Annotated in this window: 16 protein-coding genes and 1 pseudogene; 7 read left to right on the top strand and 10 right to left on the bottom strand. The window is 70.5% G+C overall.

Translation table 11 applies throughout. From position 1 onward, the window contains the following. Nucleotides 1-7: 7 nt before the first annotated feature. Nucleotides 8-1,222: a cytochrome P450 gene (locus NW895_RS10755; RefSeq protein WP_354670081.1), complete on the bottom strand. Its 1,215-nt coding sequence runs from the start codon at nucleotides 1,220-1,222 to the stop codon at nucleotides 8-10. 215 nt (nucleotides 1,223-1,437) lie between these two features. Here NW895_RS10755 and NW895_RS10750 point away from each other — a divergent pair, with 215 nt between their 5' ends. Then, a complete protein-coding gene (locus NW895_RS10750) occupies nucleotides 1,438-2,418 on the top strand; it encodes a ScbA/BarX family gamma-butyrolactone biosynthesis protein (protein WP_289935179.1) in 981 nt (326 codons plus the stop codon). A gap of 8 nt (nucleotides 2,419-2,426) precedes the next feature. On the opposite strand, the gene NW895_RS10745 is transcribed toward NW895_RS10750, so the two are convergent. Both NW895_RS10745 and NW895_RS10740 read right to left on the bottom strand, forming a co-directional pair. Continuing rightward, nucleotides 2,427-3,827 carry an FAD-dependent oxidoreductase gene (locus tag NW895_RS10745; RefSeq protein ID WP_289935178.1) on the bottom strand — a complete coding sequence of 467 codons (1,401 nt, stop codon included), beginning with the start codon at nucleotides 3,825-3,827 and terminating at the stop codon, nucleotides 2,427-2,429. 163 nt (nucleotides 3,828-3,990) lie between these two features. After that, a complete protein-coding gene (locus tag NW895_RS10740; RefSeq protein ID WP_289935177.1) occupies nucleotides 3,991-5,424 on the bottom strand; it encodes a glycoside hydrolase family 43 protein in 1,434 nt (477 codons plus the stop codon). Between the two features lie 567 nt (nucleotides 5,425-5,991). On the opposite strand from NW895_RS10740, the pseudogene NW895_RS10735 reads away from it, so the two are divergent. Then, nucleotides 5,992-6,243, top strand: a pseudogene (locus NW895_RS10735) (RICIN domain-containing protein); the annotation flags it as partial. A 111-nt stretch (nucleotides 6,244-6,354) separates the two neighbouring features. Here the strand turns inward: NW895_RS10735 and NW895_RS10730 are convergent. The 3 genes from NW895_RS10730 to ychF all read right to left on the bottom strand — a co-directional run bounded on the left by NW895_RS10730 (nucleotide 6,355) and on the right by ychF (nucleotide 13,607). Next, nucleotides 6,355-10,830, bottom strand: coding sequence for an AAA family ATPase (locus NW895_RS10730; protein ID WP_289935176.1), 4,476 nt, complete (start codon nucleotides 10,828-10,830; stop codon nucleotides 6,355-6,357). Nucleotides 10,831-10,838: 8 nt separating this feature from the next. Then, nucleotides 10,839-12,233, bottom strand: coding sequence for a hypothetical protein (locus tag NW895_RS10725; protein WP_289935175.1), 1,395 nt, complete (start codon nucleotides 12,231-12,233; stop codon nucleotides 10,839-10,841). A 285-nt stretch (nucleotides 12,234-12,518) separates the two neighbouring features. Beyond that, nucleotides 12,519-13,607, bottom strand: a complete 1,089-nt coding sequence (gene ychF, locus NW895_RS10720) for a redox-regulated ATPase YchF (RefSeq protein ID WP_289935174.1) — start codon at nucleotides 13,605-13,607, stop codon at nucleotides 12,519-12,521. A gap of 166 nt (nucleotides 13,608-13,773) precedes the next feature. On the opposite strand from ychF, the gene NW895_RS10715 reads away from it, so the two are divergent. Further along, nucleotides 13,774-14,403, top strand: a complete 630-nt coding sequence (locus tag NW895_RS10715) for a DUF6542 domain-containing protein (protein WP_289935173.1) — start codon at nucleotides 13,774-13,776, stop codon at nucleotides 14,401-14,403. Nucleotides 14,404-14,453: 50 nt separating this feature from the next. On the opposite strand, the gene ppgK is transcribed toward NW895_RS10715, so the two are convergent. Together ppgK and NW895_RS10705 are read right to left on the bottom strand one after the other, a co-directional pair. Continuing rightward, nucleotides 14,454-15,203, bottom strand: coding sequence for a polyphosphate--glucose phosphotransferase (ppgK, locus tag NW895_RS10710; protein ID WP_289935172.1), 750 nt, complete (start codon nucleotides 15,201-15,203; stop codon nucleotides 14,454-14,456). Nucleotides 15,204-15,232: 29 nt separating this feature from the next. Continuing rightward, a complete protein-coding gene (locus tag NW895_RS10705; RefSeq protein ID WP_289935171.1) occupies nucleotides 15,233-16,279 on the bottom strand; it encodes a 4-hydroxy-3-methylbut-2-enyl diphosphate reductase in 1,047 nt (348 codons plus the stop codon). Nucleotides 16,280-16,410: 131 nt separating this feature from the next. On the opposite strand from NW895_RS10705, the gene xseA reads away from it, so the two are divergent. From xseA to NW895_RS10690, 3 genes are all read left to right on the top strand, one after another. Beyond that, nucleotides 16,411-17,619, top strand: a complete 1,209-nt coding sequence (gene xseA / locus NW895_RS10700; protein WP_289935170.1) for an exodeoxyribonuclease VII large subunit — start codon at nucleotides 16,411-16,413, stop codon at nucleotides 17,617-17,619. Nucleotides 17,620-17,628: 9 nt separating this feature from the next. Next, complete coding sequence (locus NW895_RS10695) at nucleotides 17,629-17,889, top strand: exodeoxyribonuclease VII small subunit (RefSeq protein ID WP_289935169.1); 261 nt, start codon at nucleotides 17,629-17,631, stop codon at nucleotides 17,887-17,889. Nucleotides 17,890-18,009: 120 nt separating this feature from the next. Then, nucleotides 18,010-18,600, top strand: coding sequence for a malonic semialdehyde reductase (locus tag NW895_RS10690; RefSeq protein ID WP_289935168.1), 591 nt, complete (start codon nucleotides 18,010-18,012; stop codon nucleotides 18,598-18,600). Between the two features lie 63 nt (nucleotides 18,601-18,663). Here NW895_RS10690 and NW895_RS10685 read toward each other — a convergent pair whose 3' ends face one another. Beyond that, nucleotides 18,664-19,188: a DUF4245 domain-containing protein gene (locus NW895_RS10685; RefSeq protein WP_289935167.1), complete on the bottom strand. Its 525-nt coding sequence runs from the start codon at nucleotides 19,186-19,188 to the stop codon at nucleotides 18,664-18,666. Between the two features lie 126 nt (nucleotides 19,189-19,314). Here NW895_RS10685 and glpX point away from each other — a divergent pair, with 126 nt between their 5' ends. Beyond that, nucleotides 19,315-20,349, top strand: a complete 1,035-nt coding sequence (gene glpX / locus NW895_RS10680; RefSeq protein ID WP_289935166.1) for a class II fructose-bisphosphatase — start codon at nucleotides 19,315-19,317, stop codon at nucleotides 20,347-20,349. 144 nt (nucleotides 20,350-20,493) lie between these two features. Here glpX and NW895_RS10675 read toward each other — a convergent pair whose 3' ends face one another. Continuing rightward, nucleotides 20,494-20,871: a WhiB family transcriptional regulator gene (locus NW895_RS10675; RefSeq protein ID WP_289935165.1), complete on the bottom strand. Its 378-nt coding sequence runs from the start codon at nucleotides 20,869-20,871 to the stop codon at nucleotides 20,494-20,496. Nucleotides 20,872-21,011: the final 140 nt, after the last annotated feature.

Below are 21,011 nucleotides of genomic sequence, written 5' to 3'. Positions count from 1 at the left end.
TCCCCCCTCAGGACGCCGGCGTGAGGATCACCGGGAGTTCGCGGTGACCGCTGGAGATGAACGACTCGACCGGGCGCAGCCGCTGCGGTGGCACGGCCAGGGCGAGGTCGGGGAAGCGGGCGAAGAGCGCCGGGAGCGCGGTGGCCGCCTCGGCCATCGCCAGGGGGCGTCCGAGGCAGTGATGGACACCGTGGCCGAAGGCGAGGTGCTCACGGCTGGTGGGCCGGGTGGCGTCGAAGCGGTCCGCGTCCGGCCCGTACCGCTCGGGGTCGCGGCCCGTCGCCGCGATGGACAGCAGGATCGGCTCTCCCCGGGCTATCCGCACTCCGTCGATGTCGATGTCCTCGACGGCGAAGCGCAACGGGATGGTGGCGACCGGCGCCTGGGAGCGCAGCGTCTCGTGGACGACGGCCTCCCAGCCGACGGCGCCCTCCCGCGCCAGGTCCAGTTGTCCGGGCTCGGTCAGCAGCACGGTGACCGCGTGGTCGAGGAGATTCACGGTCGTCTCGTGACCGGCGCCGACGATGAGCAGCAGGGTGTCGACGAGTTCCTTCTCGGTGAGTCCGGATCCGGCCTCGTCCCGTACGGCGATCAGGTCGCTGGTCATGTCGGAGCCGGGGCGGGCCCGTTTCTCCGCCACGAGGTCGCTGAGCAGGGTGTACAGCTCGGCCTGGTTCGCCTGGGCCTCCTCCGCCGTGGTCGTCGTGGTGAACATGACGTCCGTGACGTGGTGCAGGTCGTGGCGGGCGGACTCGGTGAGCCCGAGCATCTCGGAGATCACCCTCAGGGGCAGCGGATAGGCGAACTCGCGGCGCAGGTCGACGACCTGACCGGCCGGGGTACGGGCCAGCCGGTCGAGCAGATCGCGGGTGATCTCCTCGATCCTCGGCTGGAGCGCGGCCGTGCGCCGAGCGGTGAAGGCGGGTGCGACGAGCCGGCGCAGCCGCGCGTGTTCCTCACCGTGGGCGGTGAGCATGTTGCGTACGGAGACCCACATGGCCATGGGCCAGGAGTCGTCGACCTCGCCCGACATCCAGGCGGGCCAGTGGCGGTACGCGTCCTTGGAGACGCGCGGGTCCAGCATCAACTGCTTGGCCGTGGCGTGCCGGGTGACGGCCCAGGCCGTGACCCCGCCGGGCAGCAGCACCCGGGTGGCCGCGCCGCGAGCGCGTAAGCACGCGGCTTCCGCGTGGATGTCCCTCCCGTACGGATCCAGTGCCACGGGGTCGGTGGAAGGCAATGTCGGTGACTGAGACGGGCGCATGCATCCCCCTGTGTCATCGGCGCCCGGCGTACCGGACCCCGCGTCCATTTATCGCCTTTTTTCGCCTAACGGCTCCAACTTTAGCGTGCACAGCAGCTGGAAAAAAACCGGAGGGTCTGTATCTTACAGGTGCGCGCCTTCACCTGTCCTTCACTCGATCAGTGGAGATGTCGATGGTTCTGGACCCGTTCCGCACCACCGCGCCTGCTGCGCCACTCCCCCGGCTGACGACGACCGTCCCCAAGGAGTACGTCCACCGGGCGAGCGTGGCAGAGGTCTTCCTCACCGGCGCCGCCCGGCAGAGCGACACCCGTTTCGAGCTCACCGCCCAATGGCCCCGCGCGCACACCTTCTTCCAGAGTGCCGACGGCAGGGACCACGACCCGCTACTGGCCGCCGAAACACTCCGGCAGGCCGGACTCCTCCTCGCCCACAGCGAACTGGGGGTGCCGCTCGGTCACCAGTTCGTCATGTGGGACCTGACGTTCAGGGCCCACCTCCCGCAGCTGCGCATCGGTTCCGGCCCGACGGACGTCGAACTGACCGCCGTGTGCCCCGAGGTGATCCGCCGGGGCCGTACGACCAGCGGATTCCGGATGGAGTTGACCATCCGGCGCGACGGCGCGGCCGTCGCCGTGGGCGGGGGCCGTTTCACCTGCGTGAGCCCGGCCGTGTACCGCAAGCTGCGCGGCCCGCGGCTGGAGCGCCCGTCCGGCGTTCAGCCCCGCACCGTGCGCGACGTGCTGCCGCCGTCCGCGGTGGGACGGGCGAGGCAGGCCGACGTGGTCCTGGCCCCCACGTCCCTGCCGAACACCTGGCTGCTCGCGCCCGATACGGACCACCCGGTCCTGTTCGAGCACGGTGGCGACCACGTTCCCGGGATGGTGCTGCTGGAAGCGGCCCGCCAGGCGGCCTGCCGCTTCGTCACCCCCGGGACCGTGCGGCCGTCGGCCATGTCCTCCGTCTTCCACCGGTACGCGGAGCTCGACCAGCCGTGCTGGATCGAGGCCAAGCTCGCCCCCTCCCTCGCACCGGACCTCGTCACCGTGGAGGTGACCGGCCGTCAGAACGGAGAGGAGGTCTTCTCCTCCACCGTGTCCGGCCCGCTCTCCTCCGCGCTCCCCCTCCAGCGGGCGGCACTGGAGTACGCCTAGGGGCCCGCTCAGGAAACGGCGGCCCTCCGCTCCGCCTCGGTCAAGGGGGGATGCTGCAGGTGCGGCTTCTTCGGGCCGAGCAGCATCGGGACGAGCATGTCGGGCGCGAAGAGGCGGGTCGCCGGTTTCTCCAGGCTCATCACGTCCAGCAGAGCGCGCAGCGCCCGGGGGTTGCGCGCTCCGGTGGCGACGGCCCGGTCGACGAACCGGGAGAGGAGCCGCTCCCTCCGGGTGGGCGGCGTCTCACTGGCGCCGGGGTAGAACGCGTCCTGCCCGACGGCCAGGTCCCACGCCGCGCCGACCGGGCGGGCCGCGGCACGCTGGAGACGCCCGGCGGTCCCCGGCGCGCCGAGGCCGGTGGAGCGCAGCACGTCGCGCACGGCGAGGGCGCTCTGGGCCGCGACGGTGATGCCGTGGCCGTAGACGGGGTTGAACCCGGCGACGGCGTCGCCCAGGACCACGAAGCCCTCGGGCCGGCGCGGCAGCTTCTCGAAGTAGCGGCGCTGGTTGCCGGTGCTGCGGGTGGTGACGACCTCGCCGAGCGGTTCGGCGTCCTTGATCAGCTCGCCGATGACGGGAGCGTCGAGGCCGAGCGGGAAGTCCACGAAGGCGTCGGGGTCGACGGGGGGCTCGCCGCCGCGTGTGCCGGCGAGGGTGACGATCCAGCGGCCCTCCTCGATGGGCAGGATGATGGCACCCCGGCCCGGGGGCCTGGCCGGGTTGGCCTGCACGCTGACGACCGGGAAGTCGATTCCGGCCGCCCTGCCGGGGGCCCGGAAGACACGGGTGGAGTACACGACGCCGGCGTTCACCTGGCGCTCGCCGACCTTGGGCAGCCCGAGGTCCGTCAGCCAGCGGGGAGCACGGGAACCGCGGCCCGAGGCGTCGACGACGAAGTCGGCGGTCAGGGTCGCCTCCTCGTCACCCGTGCGGACCCGGACGCCGGTGACGCGGGCGGCGGTGCCCTCCAGCCCCACGGCGGTGGTGTTCTGGCGGAGCGTGATCCGTTCGCCGGCCAGGACCCGTTTGCGGATCACGGAGTCGAGCAGGTCGCGGGAGCACACCAGGTTGCGGTGGGGCATCGCCGTGAAGCGCCGGAACCAGATCTCGTTGGGGGCCCGGGCGACCATGTCGCCCGTGACGTGGACGAGTCGGGCGCCGGCGGCGACGATCTCCCCGACCAGGCCGGGCAGCAACTGCTCGGCGGCCCGGACGCCGCCGCTCCACACCATGTGCGCGTGGCGGGCCTGCGGCACCCCTCGGCGGGCTTCCGGCCCGGCGGGCAGGATGTCACGTTCGACGACCGTGACATCGGCGAACTCGGTGAGCGCGGCCGCGGCGAACAGGCCGGTGACACTGCCGCCGATGACGAGGACGGTGGGCCGGCGGGCGGAGGTTCGGTCAGGCATGCGGAGGCCGCCTCGTGGGTCGACGACTGTGGTGGGCCTCGCAGCCTACGGGCACCTGTATGGCCTTCAACGATCACTTCTCGGCCAAAACCCGCCTCTCCGACCCCGGTCCCGTGCGTTCGGCTCATGCCGTGAGGGCACCGGCACCCCTGTGCGGGCGGGGTCAGCCCGTCACGCGGAAGGTGGCGTCGCTGCGCCCCGTAGCGGTGGTGATCGGGTCGAGCCGCAGTTGGTAGGCGTAGTGCCGGATGTAGCGGTCCGGGTAGGTGTACGACTGGAACGACGACCATGTGGAGTCGGCGAGCCCGGCGACCTGACGGAAGGTCGCGTCCTGGGCGAACTGGCTGGTTCCGTCGTTGCGGGCGAGCTGGAAGTCGAAGTCGGCGTGCCGCAGGAAGTACCCGGGGAAGTTCACCGACTCGAAGGAGACGGTGCCGGAGCCCGCCAGGCCGGGCCTCAGCCGGAACTGGGCGTCCTGGGCGGGGCTGACGTTCGGGTCGATGCGCACGTCGAAGTTGGTGTGCCGCACGTACCGGTCCTGGTAGTTGTACGACTGGAGGCGGTTGATCGCGGTGTTGGGCCAGCGTGCCAGCACGCGGCTCTCCTCGGCTGCCGTCAGGTTCAGGATCCAGCCGTGGCGCTTCTTCGTGCCGCCCATGTCGTAGCTTCCCGACGCCTGCTTCCGGTAGGCGCCGGGACGGGACGGGTCGGTCGTCAGGACCGGCATGTAGCCGCCGCCGGTGGCGTACTGGTCGAGGTAGAGGGCCCACTCGTTGCGGCCGTTGAACTTCATCCACATCGGGCCTTCGACCTGTGAGCCGGTGAGGCCGATGCCGGACAGATTGCCGAGCTCGGTCCACGTACCCAGGATCGAGTTGCTGCCTTCGAGCGTGATCTGGCCGTCGCCGGAGGCCCGCACGTAGCGGTAGTTGCCGACGCCGGACGGCGTCTCGATGATCTGGGTGTCGATGATGCCCTGGGTGCCGGGGCGGTCGATGTAGAGCCGCGGGGTGGTGATCGTGCGGAAGTCCGTGGTGCGGGCGTAGTAGATGCGGTGCTTCAGTACGCCGTTCAGCGTCGCGTTCGTCGCCCAGTACAGGACGTAGTCGTTGGTCTCCGGGTCCCAGATCGCCTCGGGCGCCCACGCGTTGCGCCCGTCGGGGATCGCGCCGGCGACGTTGAGCAGCCAGGGCTGGGACCAGGTGACCAGGTCCGTGGACTCCCACACCACGAGGTTGCGGCTGCCGTTGTTCTGGGCGTCGTCCCACGACTGTCCGCAGCCGATGCACAGGTCGGTCGCGATGATCCAGTACTTGTCACCGCCGGGAGATCTGACCAGTGCGGGGTCGCGCACCCCGCGGGTTCCGACCGTGGAGCGCAGGACCATGCCTCCGCCGTTGAGGTCGTTCCAGTGCAGACCGTCCGTACTGTGCGAGAGGTACATCTGCTGACCGGTCGCCCCCTCCCCGATGAAGTGCACCATCAGGTAGCCGGGGTCGGCGGCAGCGGCCCGCTGAGGTGTGGTCAGGGCTTGGGTCGTGAAGAGCAGGCCGACCGCGACCACTGTCGCCACCAGCCGGGAGAGCAGCACGGACATGTGGGTTTCCTGTCTTTCTTCGGGCGCCTCATGCGGACGGGAGTGCGGTGACGGCGGCTGTGCCGCAGGTGCGCTGGTGACGTGCCGCTGTGTAGGGCGGCCCCACTTGTTCGACATTTGGAACGACGTCCGGAAATTCGGCCAGACGCTATAGGGGTGGTAAGAGGGTGTCAAGACGGCCGGCAGGGCTGCTTCAGCGAGAGCCTTGCGGACCCCGTTCGGCGCCGAACCTCCGGTCGTCGCCAGCCGTCAGGACCGCTACAGCGGCTACCTCGGTGCGGCGGCCACGCCGACCCGGCTCTCCGACGCCGACGTCGCAAGGACGCCGGCGTCCAGGGCACCAACCTGCACGCCGAGCACGCCGGCGTCAGCGTCAACGGCGGCAGCCCCACCCGCGTCGACTTCGCCAGCACCCTGCACCGGAACCAGTTCGAGGACTACACCGTCCCCGTCACCCTCGCCAAGGGCACCAACACCGTCAAGTTCACCGCCTCACAGCTCTACAACTGGGACGGCACCACCATCGGCGTCGTCTACTCCGGCGGCGGCACCGACATCGGCCAGCCCATGCGCTCCAGCTCCGCGCCCCACCTCGACACGGTCTCCTTCGCACCCGCGAGCCTGCACATCGGCGCCGCGGCCGGCTTCTCCTCCACGGCCGTCGCCCAGCACAGCGGGCTCTGCCTCGAAGACCCCGGCCGGTCCACCGCCAACGGCACCCAGTACCGGCAGAACACCTGCACAAGCGGCCAGGAGCAGATCTTCGACTTCCACCCCGTCACCGGCACGACCGACACCTACACCGTCGTCAACCACTTCAGCGGCAAGTGCCGACCGGCAAGGACTGACCCGCCGACCGTCCCTCTCTTCCCGCCGAACAGCCGGTCCGGGCCGGTGCCTCCCCGCTGCCGGCCCTCCGGACGGCCCCGGTCACCGCCACAGAGGGACCCGGCGCAGCAGGCCGCGCAGCGGCTGTGTCGCCCGCCATCGGCCCGCATGGGTCGCGGCGTCGACCACTCCCCCGTCGCGTACCGCCTGCTCGGTGAGACCGCGTGAAGCCGGCAGGTCCCACTCCGGGCTCAGGACGACCACACCCTGGATGGTGCCGACCGCGAGATGCGCGCCCACCGTTGTGAGAGCCGTCACCGCGATGTTCAGCGGGATGGTCAGCTGCCTTCTGACGTCGGTGGGATCCCAGACGTGAACAAGTCCGTCCGCATCACCCGCCACCAGGTAGGTCCGCCGGCCCGGGACGCGTACCGTCGTCAGAGCGGTGACGCCGGGCACGCCTCTGACGGTCACGAGGGTCCCGGTGACCGCGTTCCAGACCCGGACCTGTCCGCGGGACGTAGCGGCGGCAAGCCACGATTCCCCGTCGGGACCGGTCAAGGTGGTCAGTGCTCGCACGGTGCCGATCTCCGTGGTCTTCGGTCCGATCGGCGTACGGGAGGCGAGGTCCCAGAGCCGTACGGTGCCGTCCGCGCCGCCGGAGACCAGGGTGACGGTGCCGTGCGGGCCGGGCGTGCCCAGGTCGGCCAGTGCGGTCACCCGGTCCGTGTGGCCCTGCATGGGCGGGCCCATGGGCTCTCCCGTGGCTGTGTCCCACACTCGGATCAGCCCGCGCTCGCCGCCGCTGACGAGCAGCGCCGTCCCGTCCGGCGCGGTCAGCATGTGCAGCGAGTGCACGACGCTGGCGTAGTTGTTGGCCATCGTCGCCGTGGGCCGGGGCTCGAACGGATTCCACGTCCAGATGGCGCCGTCGCCCGTCGTGGCGAAGACCTTTGTCTCGCCGCCGGCATCGGCCGTCACGATGGACCGAACGTCGTAGACGGGCTTGATGCGCAGGACGTCGTCGAAGGTGGAGTCCAGCTTGACCGGTGCCTTCTCGGCCTCGTGTGTGAGGGAGGGGCAGGCCGGAGCACCGTCCGTCCCTCGCCAGATACGGATGGTGCCGCCCTTCTGCCCCGAGGCCAGGTACGGCGAGCCGTCGGGAGAGGGGAAGACGTGCACCGCACGCACGTCTCCGGCGTCGTCGAAGTACGAGGTGTCACTGCGTGCGGCAGGGTCCCAGACCCGGATGTGACCGTCCGAGCCGCTGGTGGCCAGGAGCGGGCGGCCGCCCGGGCCTGTGAAAAGGACCAGTTCCCGGACGCCGACGGGATGGGCGATCGGCTCGCCCGTCGGTGATCCTGTGAGGAGGTCCCAGACACGTACGCGGTCGTCGTGGCCACCGGCCGTCACGAGTGGGCGGCCTCCGGCAGGTGCGTGGATCGCCGTCGGCGAGGTGGTGACGGGAAGGATGACTCTCTCCCCCCTGACCAGTCCCTCCCCCTCGGCATACACCTGGAAGGGCCCGCTGCTCGCCGCGGGGTCGACCTTCAGGCCCCGGGGCGCCGCGGTCTCGCAGTCCCATCCGCCCAGGCCGGAGCGGTCGGGGACGGAGGTCACGACCGTGGTGCGGCCTTCGGGATCGATGAGGGCCCATATGCGGGTGGCCTCCACACGCCCCCATCCGGTCAAGGTTCCCTCGGGCCGGCCCACGGCGCGGCCGCCGTGCACATCCCAGAGCCGGATGCGGCTCATGTCTTCGCACGTGGCCAGCAGAGGCCGGGATTCGCTGCCGAGGACCCACGTCCATGCCCGCACGGGATAGGGGAGGGTGGATATGCGACGGCCGTCCGGAACGCTCCACACGCTCAGGACGTTCTCCTGCAAGCAGGCGACGAGCTCCCGCTCCGCGTTCGGGTCCGCGAACCCCTCCGTGCGCCACGCGGACGGCCCGACGGCGAAGGCACGGCCCGCGGGCTCGCCGGTCACCGCGTCGAGAACGTGCGCCTGACCGTCGGAGTCCGTGCTCACGAACAGCGGCCTGCCGCCGAGGCCGGCGAAAACCGCGCTGGTTCTCCAGCCCTCGACCGCCAGAGCAGGGGCGAGGGGCAGGCCGGTCTCGGTGTCCCACACCCGGAGATGTCTGGAGCCCACGCCGGCCAGCAACGGCTGTCCGTTGGGCCCAGTGGCGGCCGTGAGCCTGCTGACGTCCATACCGTCCGTCATGGGCAGGTGGAGAGGCTGCTGCCGCAGCCGCGCCCAACTGATCGACCAGGTGGAATGGGGATCGGCCGCGGAGTCCCGGTCCGACGGTGAGGGTACGGTCAGGCCCGCGTGGCGGACGGTCGCCAACTGCCCGATGCCCTGCCGGTCTTCTGGATCCGCCGTGGCCAGGAGGTGGTGCGAGGCCACGAACCCGGCCACGGCAGGGGGGAGGTCGAAGCGGCCGAAGGCCGCGCGCATGACGCCGGTCACCACGGAGGTGGCGTCGAGCCGGCTCAGCACCTGGGGAGAGCGGGCCAGCCGCTGCCAGGCCGCTTCGCCGCCGTAGGCGGTGTGCGCCGCCAGATAGTGGGTGATGTACGGGTTGAGCTCGGGTGAGTCCGTGTCCTGCGCAGCCTGGTCGATCAGGGTGGCCGTGATCTCCCGGTGTCTGCGGTCCTGTTCCGGGGCCTGCGTGAAGTGCTCGGCGAAGGTGCGATGGGAGAGCCGGTACACGCTCTGCCCGGACTCCGTGTCCAACGTGAGGTAGGCGGAAGCAGCCTCGGTCAGGGCCGCGATGTCCTCGTCCACGACAACGGCTCCGGCCAGGGCACCGGCCACCCGGGCCCAGACGCCGTTGCGCAGTGGCAGTCCGTGCCCCTGTGCCAAGGCCAGTGCTTCGAGCAGGGGCCCGTTCACCGGGTTGAGGCGCGTCAGCCGGTCCACCGCTCGGGCGAAGAGCTGCCGGTGGTCGGCGCGCGTCAGGGTGCCCAGGTCGTCGAGCAGGGCGGGGGTCTGCACGATCTCGTGGGCGGCCAGCCGGGCGTGGAGGAACTCGCGGTCGAGGCCGCCGAGCACCCTCGCGGCCTCGTCCACACGGTCCGGGGTGGTGCGCAGTGTCCCCTTGGCGCAGGCGGTGCTGAGCCGGTTGCGCAGGTATCTGACCATGGCCTCGCGGTCCTTGCCCACCGTCAGCACGGACGTGCCCGGGCCGACGCCGAGCGCGTCGAGGAGGTCCTGGTCATCGGGCACAGGGAGGTCGGGGCCTTCGTGCGTCGAGCGCCGGGTGCCGACCACCACGCGGACGCGGGGCAGACCAGCGAGCCGTCGCAGGATCTGATCGGCGATCACGAGCGGGGAGTGCGCCTCGTCGAGGGCGTCGACGAGGAGGGTGAGCGGGCGGCGCCGTCGGATCAGCTGCGCGACGAGCCGATCGCACTGGGCGCTGATCGGCAGACCCGCGGGCGGCGTCTCAAGTGACGCCGCCTGACAGACCCGTGCCACCACGTCGTGCGTCGTGACACCGGTGAGATGCAGGACCGCTGTGAAGGGGTTCTTGAGCCTGGGCGATCCCGGCGGCAGCGGCTTGAGGTGTCCGGCGCGCTGCAGTGCGCGGGACACCTGGGGACGCGTGTGCATCAGAACGTGTCCCAACAGCGCCGATTTCCCGGATCCTGCGGCCCCGGTGACGACGAGCATGCCCTCGCGGGCGGTGGCCAGCCAGTCCAGGATCCGGTCGCGCTCCTCTTCGCGGCCTTCGAAGTACCAGGCCTGTTCACCCAGTTCGGCGCCGCTGGCCTTGTGCGCGAAGTGCCGTCGTTCGTCGGGAGACAGCGTGCTGAGGACGGCTTCGGCCTCGGCGAGCAGGTCGAGTGAGGTGGTCAGGGAGGTGGCGAGCGCCGGCTCCCTGCGCTGCAGCAACGCCCTTCCGGTCACGGTGTGCGGGATCACCGGGCAACCGTGGAGGTTGCGGTTCAGTTCGTCACCCAGCGCCCTGAGGTCGATGGAGTCCGCGGCGCCGAAGGTGATGCGCAGCACGGTGGAGAGTGCCGTGCGGAACGTTCCGAGGTTGGCGGTTCCGTCCTCGGACGTCGACACCAGGAGGAAGTTGCGCGGGCCCTGGGGATCGGAGAGCGCCTGCGCCGACATCAGTTCCACGAAGCGGGCGGACTTGCACGCGTCGATCACGACGATCGACCAGGCCCGGCCCCGCACGTTGCCCTGCCGTGCGGCGAGCCGCTGCACCATGCGCTGCGGTGTCATGCCGTCGTCGAGAGGGTGCGGACTGGCGGCGTGCGCCAGCCACGCGCTGTGGCCGTCACTCTCACCGTGCCCCGCCCAGTAGAAGAAGCTGTTGCACGGAGCGGCCGGATGGCTCCACTCACGCAACCGCGCTTCCACCGCATCGGCACCTCGCGCGAGGTCGTCCGTGTCCCACGGAACCACCTCCGCCCCGAACGGCGCCAGAAGCTCGGCGATGGCGCGGGCCTCCGACTCGGTATCGAGGGATTTGTGGTGGTGATAGCGCCCGATGGCGACCGGGAAGAACTCCAGTGGCAGCGCCGAGGAATCATGCGTGAAGCCGTCCGCGCACATGATGGTCGTCAGTCGTCCTCGTCACTCTCAAGGGCCATGATCAATTGAGTGATCGGTGCGTTCGCCCCCGCATTGACCCTGACCCGGTAGAGGCCGGGCTCCGGAAGAGTGACCCACGCGCCGATCTCGTCGTCCCGCCATTGCAGCCGTGGGGTCATGAGCCGACGGTCCGTCTCGGCCTCGTGCACGGAGCAGGCGATTCCCGCGGGGTTGTCCACCCCGGTCAGACGCAGCCACCACGCGGCGTCGGGTGCCACACAGTCCGGCACATCGAGTCCCACCTCGCTGTCGCCCATGGGAGGGCCCAGCTCGGGTTCGTACTCGGTGATGACGGCGCGGACATAGCGCAGCGCCACGCTGTTCCTGGCCAGTGCGCCGTGCTGCAGCGGCACATAGGCGACGGACCGGGCATGGCCCTCGCTCCGATGAGCCGCATCGCGGTATACCGTTCCGTCCCCGCCGCGGTCTTTGCGAATGGGTATTCCGTGCCGGTCCCTGGCGAGTTGGCGATCCGTGTTCAGCTCGAACGCATGGAACTGCGGTCGGACAACGCCGTCACATATGGACATGCTCTGCACGGTCGGCTGGGCAACACCCACGACAGCGCGATGAGCCGGAAGCGCATGGCCCGACGACATGCGCGCGTCCCGGAACGCCTGCGCCTGCTCCGCCAGTTCGCGGTCGCCGCCGATCGCCTCGACAGTGCCGGGGTCAAGGCGTTCGACGTCGAGCCCGTTCTCGACGCACCGATAGCCCGGCAGCAGATCATGGACGCCCGGCAGCGTTGCCGACAGCGCCTGCATACGGCTCTTCGGCAATACCGGCAGAGGCTCCCCCCGGTTTCCGTTGAGGATGACCGCGGCCTTCACCGAACCGAGAAACGGTGTTCCGAGCGTCACCACGGCGCGGGTGTCCGGTTCCAGATCGGGCGCGTGGGCCAGGGCGGCCTGGGTGACGAGGCCGCCCATGGAGTGCGCGATGAACACCAGTCGGGCCGGGCGATCGTCGTAGTCGGAGCGCGAGCGAGGATGGCCACGCCAGCCCATCAGATGACGTCGCGCGGCCGCAGCGAGCAGTGCCCCGTTCACCGCCACGGACAGCCGCCAGTCGTAGGCGAACTCAAGAACGGCCGCGGAGTCGGCCGTGACGGCGTGAACCGCCTCGACGAGATCGCCGTACGGCTCCAGACCCTTCAGGCAAGGGGCCCACGCCGGAACGGACAGCAGGCCCGTCGCACGGATCCGGCCGAGGCGCCCCTGCCGTTCGTCGTCGGACAAATGGAGCGCCGCCATACCGTCCCGACGGCACCACGCTTTGCGCAGCAGTCCCGCACTCAGCCCCCAGACGCTTCGACCGGAGACCGAGTCCAGCAGATTGCTCCCCATGATCCCCGGAACGATCACCACAGCATCATGGCTGATGTCTCTGGCCGCCCCCGGCCTGGCACTCCACCGTGCCGCAGCAGCGCCTTGTGAACCGTCGGTCACCCCGAGTGTCATAGCCCATCACAGTAGTGCCTCGCACCACCGATACGGGTCTCGAAGGCCGCCCATGAGCGCCTGAAGTGTGGATCGTGCACGTCGGGCATCGCTCCGGCACGGGATCGGTGAAGGGGCCGGGCCCCCATGGGCCCGGCCCCATCTGACCTGCATGTTTTCCAGATCAGCGATCGCGTGCTGCGTCACCCGCTACACATTGAAGCGGAACTCCACCACATCCCCGTCCTGCATCACGTAGTCCTTGCCCTCCATCCGCGCCTTGCCCTTGGCGCGGGCCTCGGCGACCGAGCCGGTCTCGACGAGGTCGTCGAAGGAGATGACCTCCGCCTTGATGAAGCCCTTCTGGAAGTCGGTGTGGATGACACCGGCGGCCTCGGGGGCGGTGGCGCCCTTCTTGATCGTCCAGGCGCGGGACTCCTTGGGGCCCGCGGTCAGGTACGTCTGCAGGCCGAGGGTGTCGAAGCCGACGCGGGCGAGGGTGGCGAGGCCGGGCTCGTGCTGGCCGACGGACTCCAGGAGTTCGAGGGCCTCCTCGTCGGAGAGCTCGGCGAGGTCCGCCTCCAGCTTGGCGTTGAGGAAGATCGCCTCGGCGGGGGCGACCAGGGCGCGCTGCTCGTTCTTGAAGTCCTCGTCGACCAGTTCGTCCTCGTCGACGTTGAAGACGTACAGGAACGGCTTGGTGGTGAGCAGGTGCAGGTCGTGCAGGAGCTCGTTGCGCTCGCTGCCCTGGACGATGCCGTGGGCGAAGAGGGTGTCGCCCTTCTCCAGGATCTCCTTGGCCTCCTCGACCGCCTTGACCTTCGGCGCCACGTCCTTCTTGATCCGCGACTCCTTCTGCAGGCGCGGCAGGACCTTCTCGATGGTCTGCAGGTCGGCGAGGATCAGCTCGGTGTTGATCGTCTCGATGTCGTCCTTGGGCGAGACCTTGCCGTCGACATGGACGACGTTCTCGTCCTTGAAGGCGCGGATGACCTGGCAGATCGCGTCGGACTCACGGATGTTCGCGAGGAACTTGTTGCCGAGGCCCTCGCCCTCGCTGGCGCCGCGCACGATGCCGGCGATGTCGACGAAGTCGACGGTGGCCGGGAGGATCCGCTCCGACTTGAAGATCTCGGCCAGCTTGCCCAGCCGCGCGTCGGGCACGCCCACGACGCCGACGTTGGGCTCGATGGTGGCGAACGGGTAGTTGGCCGCCAGCACGTCGTTCTTGGTCAGGGCGTTGAACAGGGTCGACTTGCCGACATTCGGCAGACCGACGATTCCGATCGTGAGCGACACGTTGCGACTTCCCGTACGTGAGGATGCGGAGGGGCCCGGCAGGGGCCGATCCACCAGTCTACGGGGTGCCCGGAACCGCCCCGGCGAGGTGTCAAGCTCGGCCAAGCTCTGCGCAACGGCGTGTCTGAGGGGCGATTCGGCACATAAACCGACCTAAGTTGGTCCAGTGGAGCAACACAGGACGCGACCCCCGCAGTACGGACCGCGACGCGGCAGGCCGCCGCTGCCCCCGCAAGCGGTGCGAGGATCCGGCGGCGGTGCGCCGAAGCGGGGTGCCGGTGGCGCCCCGACGGCACGGCCTCTCGCCGCCCGGCCGCAGGGTGCGGCGGCCCGGGGTGGTGTACGGCGCCGTCCTGTCGCGGTACGGCAGTCCGCGCCTCCCGCCGTGCAGGCCGTGGCGCGGATGCCCAACCCGCGGCTGACCGGGCTGGGCAGTGGGCTGTTCTGCGCGGCGGTGATGTGCGTGGTCGGGTTTCTCGACGCGGTGCTGTTCGGGGGCTCGCTGCCGGTGTACGGCGTGCTGTTCCTGCCGGTGTGCGTGCTGACTTCGCTCTGGGTGCGCAGGGGCGATCTGCTGACCGCGCCGGTCGTCGTGCCGATCGCCTTCGCCGTGGGGCTTCTGCCCGTCGCCGAGAGCGGGGGCGGGGTCGGCGGCCGGTTGATGGGCCTCCTCACCGCCCTGGCCACCCAGGCGGGGTGGCTGTACGGCGGCACCCTGGTCGCCGGCTCGATCGTGATCGCCCGCAGGATCCACCTGATCAGGGCCCGGGCCACCCGCAACCGCCGACCGGGGTGACCATCCGGCCACCCACGCCGAAGGCCCCTTCCCCCCTACCCCAACTCTTCCTACTCCGTCTCAGCCGCCCGCATGGCCGCCCCCACGATCCCCGCGTTGTTCTGCAGCTGTGCCGGGACTATCTCCGCCTTGACGCCCTTGATGTGGTGCAGGAACTTGTGGGACTTGCGGCTGACGCCGCCGCCGATGATGAACAGTTCGGGCGAGAACAGCATCTCGACGTGGGCGAGGTACTTCTGGACGCGGTGGGTCGCCCAGTGCTCCCAGGACAGGTCGTGATCCTCCCGGGCCTTGCTGGAGGCGCGCTTCTCCGCGTCGTGGCCGTCCAGCTCCAGGTGGCCCAGCTCGGTGTTGGGGACGAGGACACCGTCCACGAAGACGGCACTGCCGATGCCCGTGCCGAAGGTGAGGACGACGACCGTGCCGCGGCGGCCGCGCCCGGCGCCGAAGTGCATCTCGGCGACGCCCGCCGCGTCCGCGTCGTTGACCACCGTCACCGGGAGGCCGCCCAGACGCTCGCCGAACAACGCGCGCGCGTCCCTGTCGATCCAGCTCTTGTCGACGTTGGCCGCCGTACGGATCGTGGCCCCGCCGGTGACCACGCCCGGGAACGTCAGCCCGACCGGCCCCGTCCAGCCGAAGTGCTCGACGACCTGCCGCACGCCGTCGGCCACCCCGTCGGGCGTGGCCGGATGCGGGGTGAGCACCTTGTGGCGCTCCTGAGCCAGGTCGCCCCTGTCCAGGTCCACAGGGGCGCCCTTGATTCCCGAACCACCGATGTCCACGCCGAAGATCTGCATGGCCCTACGTTACGACGTACGACTGACAGTCACTGCCCGTCCGTCGCGGAACCGGAACCGGAAACGGAACCTGCACCGGATCCGCCCCGTTCCGCCACGAGCGCCGCCGCCTCGTCGCGCAGGTCACGGCGCAGCTCCTTGGGCAGCGAGAAGGTGATGGACTCCTCGGCGGCCTTCACGATCTCGACGTCCTCGAAGCCGCGCTGGGAGAGCCACTCCAGCACCTGCTCGACGAGCACCTCGGGAACGGACGCGCCGGAGGTGACGCCGACCGTCGACACGCCCTGAAGCCAGGCCTCGTCGATCTCGTCGGCGAAGTCCACGAGGTACGCTTCGCGCGCGCCCGCGAGCTTGGCGACCTCGACGAGCCGCTTGGAGTTGGAGGAGTTGCGGGAGCCGACGACGATCACCAGGTCGGACTCGGCGCCCATCTGCTTCACCGCGAGCTGACGGTTCTGCGTGGCGTAGCAGATGTCGTCGCTGGGCGGGGAGATCAGCTGCGGGAACTTCTCCTTCAGGGCGTCGACGGTCTCCATGGTCTCGTCGACGGAGAGGGTGGTCTGCGACAGCCAGACGACCTTGGACGGGTCGCGGACCTCGACCTTGGCGACGTCCCCGGGGCCGTCGACGAGCTGGATGTGGTCGGGTGCCTCGCCGGAGGTGCCGATGACCTCCTCGTGCCCCTCGTGCCCGATCAGGAGGATGTCGTAGTCCTCCTTGGCGAAGCGGACGGCTTCCTTGTGGACCTTGGTGACCAGGGGGCAGGTGGCGTCGATGGTGGCGAGCCGGCCGCGCTCGGCCTCCTCGTGGACGACGGGGGCCACGCCGTGCGCGGAGAACATGACGATGTTCCCCGGGGGGACCTCCTCCGTCCGTTCGACGAAGACGGCGCCCTTCTTCTCCAGCGTCTGGACGACGTACTTGTTGTGGACGATCTCGTGCCGGACATAGATCGGGGCCCCGTACTGCTCCAGGGCCTTCTCGACGGCGATCACGGCGCGGTCCACACCCGCGCAGTAGCCCCGGGGGGCGGCGAGCAGGACACGGCGGCCAGGCGAAGCAGTCATGGCAACCATCGTAAGGGTGCGTTCGGCGGGTCGAAGATCGCGTGCCCGTCGCTCCGGCGGGGCGACGGCGGTCCGGCGGCGACGCCGGGTGCCGCTCGGACCGGGCGGCATTGTCACCGGTGGCCGTTACGCTCGGGCGCATGGCTGTGAACACGTCTCCCGAAGCCCCCCTGCCCGTCGGTGAGGTGTCGCGGCTCATCGGGGGGTGGATCGACCGGCTCGGCGCGGTGTGGGTCGAGGGGCAGATCACGCAGCTGTCGCGGCGGCCGGGCGCCGGGGTCGTGTTCCTGACGCTGCGGGATCCGTCGTACGACATCTCCGTGAGCGTCACCTGTTATCGGCAGGTCTTCGACGCCGTCGCCGATGTGGTGAGTGAGGGCGCGCGGGTCGTCGTCCTCGCCAAGCCGGAGTGGTACGCCCCGCGCGGACAGCTGTCGCTGCGGGCCGCCGAGATACGGCCCGTGGGGGTCGGGGAACTGCTCGCCCGCCTGGAGCAGCTGAAGAAGGCCCTGACCAGGGAAGGCTTGTTCGCGCCCGAGCGGAAGAAGCCGCTGCCCTTCCTGCCGCAGCTGATCGGGCTGGTCTGCGGCCGAGCCTCCGCCGCCGAGCGGGACGTGCTGGAGAACGCCCGGCACCGCTGGCCCGCCGTCCGCTTCGAGGTGCGCAACGTCGCGGTACAGGGCGTGCACGCCGTGCCGCAGGTGGTGCAGGCGGTGAAGGACCTCGACGCGATCGACGACGTGGACGTGATCATCGTTGCCCGTGGGGGCGGAAGCGTGGAGGATCTGCTGCCCTTCTCCGACGAGCAGCTCGTACGCGCGGTGGCCTCCTGCCGCACCCCCGTCGTGTCCGCCATCGGGCACGAGCCGGACAACCCGCTCCTGGACTACGTGGCCGACCTGCGCGCCTCCACCCCGACCGACGCGGCCAAGAAGGTCGTCCCGGACGTCGGCGAGGAGTACGAGCGCGTACGGCAGCTGCGCGACCGCGCGCGGCGGTGCATGAACGCGTTCATCGAGCGGGAGGAGCGTGGGCTCGCGCACGCCCTGGCGCGGCCCTCGATAGAGGATCCGCACCGGATGATCGACGAGCGGGCGGAGCAGGTGACGTCCCTGCTCGATCGGGGGCGGCGTTCCCTGAGGCATCAGCTCGACCGCGCCGACTCCGAGCTGACCCATACGCACGCGCGCGTGGTGGCCCTTTCCCCCGCGGCGACCCTGCAGCGGGGGTATGCCGTGCTGCAGCGGTCCGACGGGCACGCCGTCCGCGCCCCCGGCGAGGTGACGGCCGGGGAGGCGCTGCGCGCGCGGGTCGCCGAGGGTGAGTTCTCCGTACGAGTCGACACATAGGGTGGGTGGATGACCAGCGAGGTGGAGCAGACGGCGGCCGCGGCCGAGGCGCTCGGGTACGAGCAGGCGCGCGACGAGCTGATCGAGGTCGTCCGGCGGCTGGAGGCGGGCGGCACGACCTTGGAGGAGTCCCTCGCGCTGTGGGAGCGGGGCGAGGAGCTGGCCAAGGTCTGCCGGCGCTGGCTTGAGGGCGCCCGGGCCCGGCTGGACGCGGCGCTGGCCGAGGAGGCCGAGGCAGAGGGAGCGTCGGGAGCCGGGGGCGAGGAGTAGCGCCCTTCGGCGTCCGTGGGTGTGTGAAGAGGATCACCACACCCCAAGTTTGGTTGAACGTTGAACTTCACTCGCGTACGGTCGGTCCTGTCAGCCGATACGTCCCGAGAAGGTGCACGCATGTCTCTCGTTCTTGACCCCGCCGCCCAGGACCTGCTGTTCCGCGAGGCCCGTACCGCGAACAGCTTCACCGACGAGCCGGTGACCGACGAGCAGGTGCAGGCGATCTACGACCTGGTCAAGTACGGTCCGACCGCCTTCAACCAGACCCCGCTGCGCATCACACTGGTCCGCTCCCCCGAGGCCCGTGAGCGCCTGGTGAAGCACATGGCCGAGGGCAACCAGGCCAAGACCGCCGCCGCCCCGCTGGTCGCGATCCTGTCCGCGGACAACGAGTTCCACGAGGAGCTGCCGCATCTGTTCCCGGCCTTCCCTCAGGCCAAGGACCTCTTCTTCGCCGAGCGCCCGGCCCGCGAGGCCGCCGCCGGGATGAACGCCGCCCTCCAGGCCGCGTACTTCATCGTCGGCGTGCGCGCCGCGGGCCTCGCCGCCGGCCCGATGACCGGCTTCGACTTCGAGGGCGTCCGCAAGGAGTTCCTGGACGACGACCACACCCCGCTGATGGTGGTCAACATCGGCAAGCCGGGCCCGGACGCCTGGTACCCGCGCTCCCCGCGCCTGGAGTTCGACCAGGTCGTCACCACCGTCTGATCCGGTACGCGCACGAGGAAGGCCCCCGGCACATCGCCGGGGGCCTTCCTCCTGTACGGCGGCTCACGCCATCTTCAGCGCCGCCGCCATCTTCGTCAGCTGCGCGAAGGACGCCGTGCCCGTCACGACCGTCGTCGAGCCCTTCGTGCCCTGCAGCACCAGGGCGTCGTACCGGCCGCCCTCGTACCGCCGCCAGGTCCGGCCGTCGATCTCCTCGGTGACCTCGGTCCGCCGGGCGCCCTGGCTCGCCTCCTCTATGAACGTGGACGGCTTCTGCGTGGACTGCTCGACCGCCACGTACTCGCCGTCGGGGCTGTGGTAGCCCAGGTGCCAGGCGTCGGACTCCTCGCCCTGGAAGCGGACGGACGTCGCCTTCCAGGCGCTGGGCAGGCCCTCGGGCGCGGCCACCGGGTAGGAGGCGGCACGGCGCGCGGTGAGCAGCTCGACCCGGTAGTCGACCCGCTTGAGGTCGGGCGCGCGGTCGTCGTGCGGGATGAACAGCCACATCACTCCCGCCGCGAGCATGATGACCCCCAGGGAGAGGATCATGTCCCGGGCCGTCTTCTGCATGCCTTTCGTACCTGCCACGCCCCCTATCGTCGCAGGTCCTCGGCGCGCTCATCCGTTGGGTCCCCTGCTCATTTTGTCTGCCTAACGATAGAGTCGGAGGCAACACCCTCATCCGGCCGTCGTCGTACAGAAAGGTGCGCACCGATGACCGAGCATCATCACTTGCCGTCCGAGCTCGACGTCCCGTCCGAGGCTCCGGACCGCAACCTCGCCATGGAACTCGTCCGGGTGACCGAAGCCGCCGCGATGGCCGCGGGTCGCTGGGTCGGGCGCGGCGACAAGAACGGCGCCGACGGTGCCGCGGTGCGCGCCATGCGGACCCTCGTCTCCACCGTCTCGATGAACGGCGTCGTCGTCATCGGAGAGGGTGAGAAGGACGAGGCCCCGATGCTCTTCAACGGGGAACGGGTCGGTGACGGGACGGGGCCCGAGTGCGACATCGCCGTCGACCCGATCGACGGCACCACGCTGACCGCCAAGGGCATGCCCAACGCGATCGCGGTGCTGGCCGCCGCCGAGCGCGGCTCCATGTTCGACCCGTCGGCCGTCTTCTACATGGACAAGCTGGTCACCGGGCCGGAGGCCGCCGACTTCGTCGACATCGACGCGCCGGTGGCCGTGAACATCCGCCGGATCGCCAAGGCCAAGCGGGCCACGCCGGAGGACGTCACCGTCGTCATCCTCGACCGGCCGCGGCACGAGGGCCTCATCAAGGAGGTCCGTGAGGCCGGCGCGCGCATCAAGCTGATCTCCGACGGCGATGTCGCCGGCTCGATCTACGCGCTGCGCGAGGGCACCGGCGTCGACCTGCTGCTCGGCATCGGCGGCACCCCCGAGGGCATCATCTCGGCCTGCGCCGTGAAGTGTCTGGGCGGCACCATCCAGGGCAAGCTGTGGCCCAAGGACGACGAGGAGCGGCAGCGGGCGATCGACGCCGGGCACGATCTGGACCGTGTGCTGACCACCGACGACCTGGTCTCCGGCGACAACGTCTTCTTCACCGCGACCGGCATCACCGACGGCGAGCTGCTGCGGGGGGTTCGCTATCGCTCCGACTCCGCCACGACGTCGTCCATCGTCATGCGGTCCCGGTCCGGGACGGTGCGGCGGATCGACTCCGAACACCGGCTGAGCAAGCTGCGGGCGTACAGCGCGATCGACTTCGACCGGGCGAAGTAGCGCCCGGGCGGGGGCTGCGGAGCACCGGCGGCTGCGGGTCGGTCGTGGTTGCTCGCGCAGTTCCCCGCGCCCCCTGCGTCGGCGCGGCTCACGGCGCGACAGTGGCGCCCCCGGTGCGGCGGGGGCGCCACTGTCGCGTGCGCACTAACCGGCCGCTGCTATACGGCCCGCCGCCCGGGCCGCCTTCTTCAGCTCCAGCTCGCGGCGGCGCCGCCGGGCCAGGACGACACGGCGTTCGGCGGCGGTGAGGCCGCCCCAGACGCCGTACGGCTCGGGCTGCAGCAGCGCGTGCTCGCGGCACTCGACCATGACCGGGCAGCGCGCACAGACGCGTTTGGCCGCCTCCTCGCGGGACAGCCGGGCAGCGGTGGGCTCTTTGGAGGGGGCGAAGAACAGGCCGGCCTCATCGCGCCGGCACACCGCCTCGGTGTGCCACGGGGCGTCTTGGTCCCTGTCTCGCGCTGGCACCCGCTGGGCCGGAACGGCAGCTACCTGCAGGGACGAATGCGGCGGTTGCAGCACGGTCTACTCCTGACGACGGCTTCGCGAGCGAGAGACGATGCAGCAAGGCTTACCCGCTGTGCGTGCGCCTATGCACTCAGTCCCGGACCACCCGGTCTGCGGGTGAGCATCACCGTTCCGCCGAGGTGACGAGCGCCTGC

Source organism: Streptomyces sp. S.PNR 29 (assembly GCF_030386795.1).
Lineage (GTDB): Bacteria > Actinomycetota > Actinomycetes > Streptomycetales > Streptomycetaceae > Streptomyces.
Note: the sequence above shows the minus strand (reverse complement) of the source record. Positions and strands in the feature narration are given on the sequence as shown.

Excerpts from the sequence above, each read along its gene's own strand:
- NW895_RS10695 (WP_289935169.1), top strand. The coding sequence starts at position 17,629 with ATGACCAGCGAGGTGGAGCAGACGGCGGCCGCGGCCGAGGCGCTCGGG.
- NW895_RS10750 (WP_289935179.1), top strand. The coding sequence starts at position 1,438 with ATGGTTCTGGACCCGTTCCGCACCACCGCGCCTGCTGCGCCACTCCCC.
- NW895_RS10730 (WP_289935176.1), bottom strand. The coding sequence starts at position 10,830 with ATGTGCGCGGACGGCTTCACGCATGATTCCTCGGCGCTGCCACTGGAG.
- NW895_RS10745 (WP_289935178.1), bottom strand. The coding sequence starts at position 3,827 with ATGCCTGACCGAACCTCCGCCCGCCGGCCCACCGTCCTCGTCATCGGC.
- NW895_RS10690 (WP_289935168.1), top strand. The coding sequence starts at position 18,010 with ATGTCTCTCGTTCTTGACCCCGCCGCCCAGGACCTGCTGTTCCGCGAG.
- xseA (WP_289935170.1), top strand. The coding sequence starts at position 16,411 with ATGGCTGTGAACACGTCTCCCGAAGCCCCCCTGCCCGTCGGTGAGGTG.
- NW895_RS10740 (WP_289935177.1), bottom strand. The coding sequence starts at position 5,424 with ATGTCCGTGCTGCTCTCCCGGCTGGTGGCGACAGTGGTCGCGGTCGGC.
- ppgK (WP_289935172.1), bottom strand. The coding sequence starts at position 15,203 with ATGCAGATCTTCGGCGTGGACATCGGTGGTTCGGGAATCAAGGGCGCC.
- glpX (WP_289935166.1), top strand. The coding sequence starts at position 19,315 with ATGACCGAGCATCATCACTTGCCGTCCGAGCTCGACGTCCCGTCCGAG.
- NW895_RS10705 (WP_289935171.1), bottom strand. The coding sequence starts at position 16,279 with ATGGTTGCCATGACTGCTTCGCCTGGCCGCCGTGTCCTGCTCGCCGCC.